Consider the following 6,960-nt stretch of genomic DNA (forward strand, 5'->3'; position numbering starts at 1 on the left):
AAATATCCACGCCTTCTCACCCCCTTACGCGAATTCTAGGCGGCCCTAAAACGAAGTAGTTTTGTTGTTTTAGGTTAGCCTAAAAGCATGGCAGATAACGATGACTGTCGGTCCGGGCCGACTCGCCGTGACTACGTAAAATTCGGCGGGACGGTCCTCGGTGGGGGACTCCTCGCGGGGTGTGCGGGCGGCGGCTCCGACGCGACGACCACCGCTTCTGACGCCGTATCGACGACTGAGGCGGAAACCAAAGAAGTGACTGAGACGCCGGAAACTGAGACGAGCGACGGGTCGTACTCGGTGTCGATGGCCCCAGTCGGTGCGGTCGAGTTCGACGCCGTGCCGGAACGCGCCCTGACCTACTACCCGGTCTCGGCCGACGCGGCGGTCGCCTTCGGCCACGGCGACGCCATCACCGGCATCGGCTACGACAAGGAACTGTTCGGCAACACGGTCGACTACTACTACGACGCGCTCGACGGCGTGGACTTCGAGTGGGAGGACCTCGGCCGCGTCACGCCGGCGTCCAACCCGAACGCCCTCGACAGGGAGCTGTTCTACGAACTGGACAGCGACGTTCACTTCCTCGACCCGTGTCTTCTCCGGAGTAGCTCCTTCGACTGGACCGAAGACGAGGTGGCGTCAATCGCGGCCGACGTGGGCCCGTGGTTCGGCAACTACTACAGCCGGACAAACGCCGAACCGCCGGAACCCTGTCGCGACCGCTACGAGCACTACACGCTCTGGGAGTACCTCGGTCATATCGCGGCGGTGTTCCGGGAGGAAGCGCGCTACCGGGCGTTCAAGTCGCTCCGGGACGACCTCGTCTCCCGGATACGGGCGGACCTCCCACCGGCGTCCGAGCGACCGTCGCTCGCGGTCGTCGCCGACACCGGCGGGACGTTCTGGCCGTACGACTTCACGGGAGACGGCTACCTCTGGGCGCACCTCCGCCCGTTCGGGATGCAGAACGCGTTCGCGGCGACCGACGCCGAGACCAGGTCGGGCGGTTCGTACGACTACGAGGCGATGGTCGAGACCGCGCCCGACGTCGTCCTCCGGTACTGGGGGACCGCGCTCGGCGACTCGTTCCGCTCGAACCGCGAGGAGGTGCTTTCAGACCCCCTCGCGGACGAGGTGCCCGCGTTCCGCGACGGTCGATACTACCCATCCGGAAACGGGATGCAGGGACCGATTATGAACCTGTTCCAGACCGAGATGACCGCCAAACAGCTCTTTCCCGACCGCTTCGGCACGTGGCCCGGCTACGGCGACGGCGAGTCGTACCCCGAGATTCCGGCGGGAGAACGCCTGTTCGACCGCGGTCGCGTCGCCGACATCGTCGCCGGCGAGTTCTGACGAGCGGCCTCGCGACTGCCGGTCGAAGCTGGTCGTCGCCAGCGCATCGTAGATATCTATTATTAGATTCGAAATCAACCCGTGTATTCACAGGTCCCTAACTATAGAGGTCGAACTTATGTATCGTCCCGGTAGTTACTATTTGGTAACTATCGATGACTCCTTCGGAATCCCCACATGTCGTCTATGTAGACGACAATTCGGCGCTCTTGGACCTCGGCGAGACGTACCTCCGAAAGCTCTCTTCGTTCGAGGTGACGACCTGTGCGGATCCCGAAGTCGCGCTCGATATCGTTCGTGATTCTGATATCGACTGCGTGGTCAGTGACTACGACATGCCGGCGATGACCGGCGTCGAACTCCTCGAAACGGTCCGCGAGGAACACGGTTCGCTTCCCTTCATCCTCTTTACTGGCAAGGGGAGCGAGGAAGTCGCGAGCGACGCCATCTCTGCGGGCGTCACCGACTACCTGCAGAAACAGCCCTCCACCGAGCAGTACGAACTGCTCGTCAACCGCATCGAAAACAGCGTCTCGGAGCACCGGGCAACCCGTCGTGCAGAGCGCTACGAGACCGTCCTCGAAGCCCTCGGCTACCCCGTGTACGTCGTCGACGAGCGCGGCCGCTTCACCTACGTGAACGACGCCTTCGCGGACCTCTCGGGCTACGCCGTTGACGAGATTCTCGGAAGCGGCCCGGAGCTCGTGAAAGGCGACGGAGACGTTCGGAAGGCGGCCGACGAACTCGGGGGGATTCTCTCGTCGCGCGGCCCCGACACGACCCAGTTCGAAATCGAGATACGGACGGCTGACGGCGAGGCGGTGCCGTGCCGCGACCACATGGGCTATCTACCCTACGAGGGCGAGGAGTTCCGCGGTTCGGTCGGCATCCTTCGGGACATCTCCGGCGAGCGGGCGCGCCGGGACGAACTCGCGCGCGACGAGCACATCATCCGCGCCGCGGGCGACCCGGTCTACTCCCTCGACGCCGACGACCGCTTCGAGTACGTCAACGACGCCTTTGTCGACCTCGTCGGCCACGACCGCGAGCGCGTCCTCGGCTCGCACCTCTCGTCGTACCTCCCCGACGCGGACTACGAGACCTACGAGTCGCTCCGGGCGTCGCTCGGCGACGGCGCGGAGACTGACCGACTCACCTTCGAAACCCAACTCCTCGCGGCGGACGGCGACGGCCGCGACCGCGTGCCCATGGAGTGTCACCTCACGCTCTTACACGACGACGGCTGCGAGGTCGTCGGCACGACGGGCATCCTCCGGGACATCTCCGAGCGACTGGCCCAGGAGGCCGAACTGTCGCTGATGCGCCGCGCCATCGACGAGGCCTCGGTCGGCATCACCATCACGGGCCCGAGCGGGGACGACTGTCCCATCGTCTACGCCAACGACGCCTTCGAGGATCTCACCGGCTACGATACCGAGGAGGTCCTCGGCGAGAACCACCGCGTCCTGCAGGGACCGGACACCGCCGAAGAGGACTGCGAGCGGTTCCGCGAGGCCATCGCCGACGAAGAGCCGTGCAGCGTCGAACTCCTCAACTACCGCCGCGACGGGACGCCGTTTTGGAACCAGTCCGAGATAACGCCGGTCCACGGCGACGACGGGACCGTCACGAACTACATCGGTTTCCAACGCGAGGTGACGGAGCGCAACGCCCGACAGCGCCTGCTCGAACGGCAGAACGAGCGCCTCAGCGAGTTCACGCGCGTCGTCTCCCACGACCTCCGGACCCCGCTGACGACCGCGCGGGGCTACTTCGACATCGTCGCCGAGTCGCCCGGTGACGCGGACGCCGAGGATCTTCGAAAGCTCGGACAGAGCCTCGACCGGGTCGGGGAGTTGCTCTCGGATCTCACTGCGCTCGCCACGCAGGGCGAGGCGGTCGTCGAGACGGAGCCCCTCGACTTCCGGCGCGTGGCCGAACGCGCGTGGGAGACGGTTCCGACCGCCGACGCCGAACTGCGGTTCGACCGGACCGACGGCGGTGCGTCGCAGACGATACCGGCCGACGAGAGCAGACTCCGACAGCTCCTCGAAAACCTGTTCGAGAACGCCGTCGTCTACGGCGGTCCCGAGGTGACGGTGACGGCCGGTCGGACTCGAAGCGGGTTCTTTGTCGAGGACGACGGCGAGGGCTTCCCCGACGGAACGCCCCCTCACGAGTGCTTCGAAGCCGGCGTGAGCGAGCGCCGCGGCGGCGGCCTCGGCCTCGCCATCGTCAAGCAGATCGCGGCCGCCCACGACTGGACGCCCGCCGCAGAGCACGGTTCGACCGGAGGCGCGCGGTTCGTCTTCACCGAGTCGGCGACGGCCGCGGGACCGTCCGCGCAGCGCCAGCGGAGCGGCGACTGACGCAGTACCGCCGGCCTAACAAATTCTAAAATTTTCACACTTTTTGGACGACTGGTTCCGGTTCGTCACGCGTTCGCGGCTCGCGGCGGTCGTCCGCACATCCTTAAGAACCCCTCCGAGAGTTAGACACTCATGGTCACGAATCGCATCACGGTGTCGCTCGACGAGGACGCCCAGTCGGCGCTCGACGGCCTCACCGGGCGGACCGACAAGGCGCAGAGCGAGCTTGTCCGCGAGGCGCTCGTCTTCTACGCGGCTAACTTCGAGGCGGCGACGACCGACGCCGGGCCGAACCTCGAAGCCTACCACCAGATGCTGTCGAGCGGCGAGCACGTCCTCCTCGACGTGGACTTCCTGCACACGTTTCTCGACTACGTGGAGGACGACGACGGCGACCCGGACCCCGCGTTCCTCGACGCCGTCGACCGGGTCGCAGCGTTCCACGCCCACGAGTACCGCGACCGGTTCGAATCGCTGGGCGAACTCCTCGACTGGCTGTCGTTCTGCGGCTTTCTCACGGTCCGCGCCTCCGAGGGCGACACCTATCACGTCGTCTTTCCCACCGAGTCGGTCAAGTGGTTCATGTCGCGGTTCATCGCGCTCAGCACCGAGCAGTCCCCGTTCGACATCGAGGTCGAAGAGGGTGTCTCGAAGGTGCTTCTCACCGAGGTTCGGTGAGGTTCGAACCCCGCGCCGACCCGGTTCGGTCGCTGGTCTATACTCACCGCTGACTTCACACTCGTTCATACTCCTTCACACGCGTTCTCCCTGCCGTAAACGGCGTTCTCAACCGGGATTTATCAATCAGAGTTTGATACGCTAATCCACCTCACAGGTAGAACCATGAACTTCATCGAACGTCTGAAATCTATCGGCCCGGGCGCGATGGTCGCCGCCGCGTTCATCGGTCCCGGCACGGTCACGACCGCGAGCGTGACGGGTGCTCGATTCGGCTACGCGCTCGTCTGGACTATCGCCTTCTCGATTATCGCCACCATCGTCCTCCAAGAGATGAGCGCCCGACTCGGCCTCGTCTCCCGCGAGGGACTCGGCGAGGCGCTCCGGGGGCAGTTCGACAACCCCGTACTGTCCGGGGTGAGTATCGTGCTCGTCGTCAGTGCTATCGGCATCGGCACGGCCGCCTACGAGACCGGGAACATCCTTGGCGGCGCGGCCGGACTTGAGGGCTTGACCGGTATCAGCGCCAACCTTTGGGGGCCCGCGATGGGCCTCGTCGCCGGCGCCCTTCTGTGGTCCGGCAAGTACAAACTCATCGAGAAAGCGCTCGTCGGCCTCGTCTCCGTCATGGCCGTCTCCTTCCTCATCGACGCCATTCTCATCGGTCCCGACCTCGGCGCGCTCGCCCGCGGGTTCGTCCCGAGCGTTCCGGAGGGGTCGGCGTTCCTCATCACCGGCCTCATCGGGACGACCGTCGTCGGCTACAACCTCTTTCTCCACGCCGGGAGCGTCCAAGAGCGGTGGGCCGGCCCCAAGGAGTTGAACGAATCGCGGGCCGACACGATTCTCTCTATCGTCCTCGGCGGCTTCATCACCATCTCGATTCTCGTCACCGCCGCGGCGGCGTTCCCCGTCGGGACGAACATCCAGAACGTCAGCACGATGGCCGAACAGCTCGAACCGCTCGTCGGCACGCAGGCGAAGGTGTTCTTCGGCATCGGGCTGTTCGCCGCGGGCTTCACCAGCGCGACGACCGCTCCGCTGGCCGGCGCGTACGCGACGGCGGGGGCGCTCGGCTGGGACACCGACCTCAAGTCCACGAAGTTCCGCGCTGTCTGGGGCTCGATTCTGCTCGTGGGTATCGTCTTCTCCGCGGTCGGCTACAGTCCCGTGCAGGCCATCGTCTTCGCGCAGGTCGCAAACGGCATCCTCCTGCCCATCGTCGCCGTCTTCCTCATCTACGTGATGAACGACCGCGACATCCTCGGATCGTACGCCAACACCACGCTCCAGAACGTCGTCGGCGGGCTGGTGACGCTCGTCGTCGTCTGGCTCGGTCTCCGAACGCTCTATACGGTCGCGACCGATATGGGGGTGTTCTGATGGACGCAGAAACCCGCATCGGCGTCGACGTCGGCGGCACCTTCACCGACGTGGCGCTGTTGACACCCGAAGGTCGCCTCGTCACCGCGAAGGTTCCGAGCACGGACGACCAGAGCATCGGCGTCGTCCGCGGTATCGAGAAGGCCTGCGACGACGCCGGCATCGACCCGGCCGAGGTCGACGCGTTCACCCACGCGATGACCGTCTCCGTGAACGCCCTCCTCGAAGACGACGGGGCGAAGACCGCGCTCGTCACCACCGAGGGCTTCCGCGACGTGCTCGAAATCGGCCGACAGGCCCGCCCCGACCTCTACGACGTGACCGCCGACAAGCCCGCCCCGCTCGTCCCGCGCCGCCGCCGCTTCGAGGTGACGGAGCGGGCGACGGTCGACGGCATCCAGACCGAAGTCGACGAGTCGGAGGTCCGCGCGCTCGCCGACGACATCCGCGACGCCGGCGCGGAGAGCGTCGCCGTCTCGCTCCTGCACGCCTACCAGCACCCCGAAAACGAGCGCGTCGTCGCCGACGTGCTCCGCGAGGAACTCGACGCGCCCGTCTCCGCCTCCCACGAGGTGCTCGCCGAGTTCCGCGAGTTCGAGCGCACCTCGACCACCGCGGTCGACGCCTACGTGACGCCGGCCATCGACAGCTACCTCGGCCGCCTCGAATCGCGGGCCGCGGACCTCGGCGTGCCGGTCCCGAAAATCATGCAGGCCAACGGCGGCATCGCCCCGGCTTCGACCGTGCGCGAACACGCCGTGACGACCACGATGTCCGGGCCGGCGGCGGGCGTCGTCGGCGCGGCGGAGACCGCGACCGACTCCGGCGACGATCTCGCCGGCCTCGTCACCTTCGACATGGGCGGCACGTCGAGCGACGTGAGCCTCGTCCGCGACGGCGAGGTCGAGCGGACAACCGACGCCGAAATCAACGGCCGGCCAATCAAGACGCCGATGGTGGACGTGAACACCGTCGGCGCGGGCGGCGGGTCCATCGCGTGGGTCGACTCGGGCAACGCGCTCCGGGTCGGGCCGCGCTCGTCGGGCGCGAACCCCGGTCCGGCCTGCTACGGCCGCGGCGGGACCGACCCGACCGTGACGGACGCGAACGTCGTCCTCGGCTACATCGGCGGCAGCTCCGCCCTCGGCGGCGAACTCTCCTTGGACGTGGA

Annotated in this window: 5 protein-coding genes; all 5 read left to right on the forward strand. The window is 66.5% G+C overall.

Features of this window, described 5'->3' with window-relative positions:
* The first annotated feature begins 87 nt into the window (after positions 1-87).
* On the forward strand, positions 88-1,359 hold the full coding sequence (locus NKF06_RS10470) for an ABC transporter substrate-binding protein (protein WP_253245341.1): 1,272 nt from the start codon (positions 88-90) through the stop codon (positions 1,357-1,359).
* 155 nt (positions 1,360-1,514) lie between these two features.
* Complete coding sequence (locus NKF06_RS10475) at positions 1,515-3,728, forward strand: PAS domain S-box protein (protein ID WP_253245342.1); 2,214 nt, start codon at positions 1,515-1,517, stop codon at positions 3,726-3,728.
* Between the two features lie 132 nt (positions 3,729-3,860).
* Positions 3,861-4,406, forward strand: coding sequence for a ribbon-helix-helix protein, CopG family (locus NKF06_RS10480; RefSeq protein WP_058826227.1), 546 nt, complete (start codon positions 3,861-3,863; stop codon positions 4,404-4,406).
* Positions 4,407-4,571: 165 nt separating this feature from the next.
* Positions 4,572-5,789 carry an Nramp family divalent metal transporter gene (locus NKF06_RS10485; protein WP_253245343.1) on the forward strand — a complete coding sequence of 406 codons (1,218 nt, stop codon included), beginning with the start codon at positions 4,572-4,574 and terminating at the stop codon, positions 5,787-5,789.
* Positions 5,789-6,960: hydantoinase/oxoprolinase family protein (locus tag NKF06_RS10490; RefSeq protein ID WP_253245344.1), on the forward strand; the 1,172-nt coding region annotated here is incomplete at its 3' end. The genes NKF06_RS10485 and NKF06_RS10490, both read left to right, overlap by 1 nt.

It is taken from the genome of Haloferax sp. AB510, assembly GCF_024136985.1.
Lineage (GTDB): Archaea > Halobacteriota > Halobacteria > Halobacteriales > Haloferacaceae > Haloferax.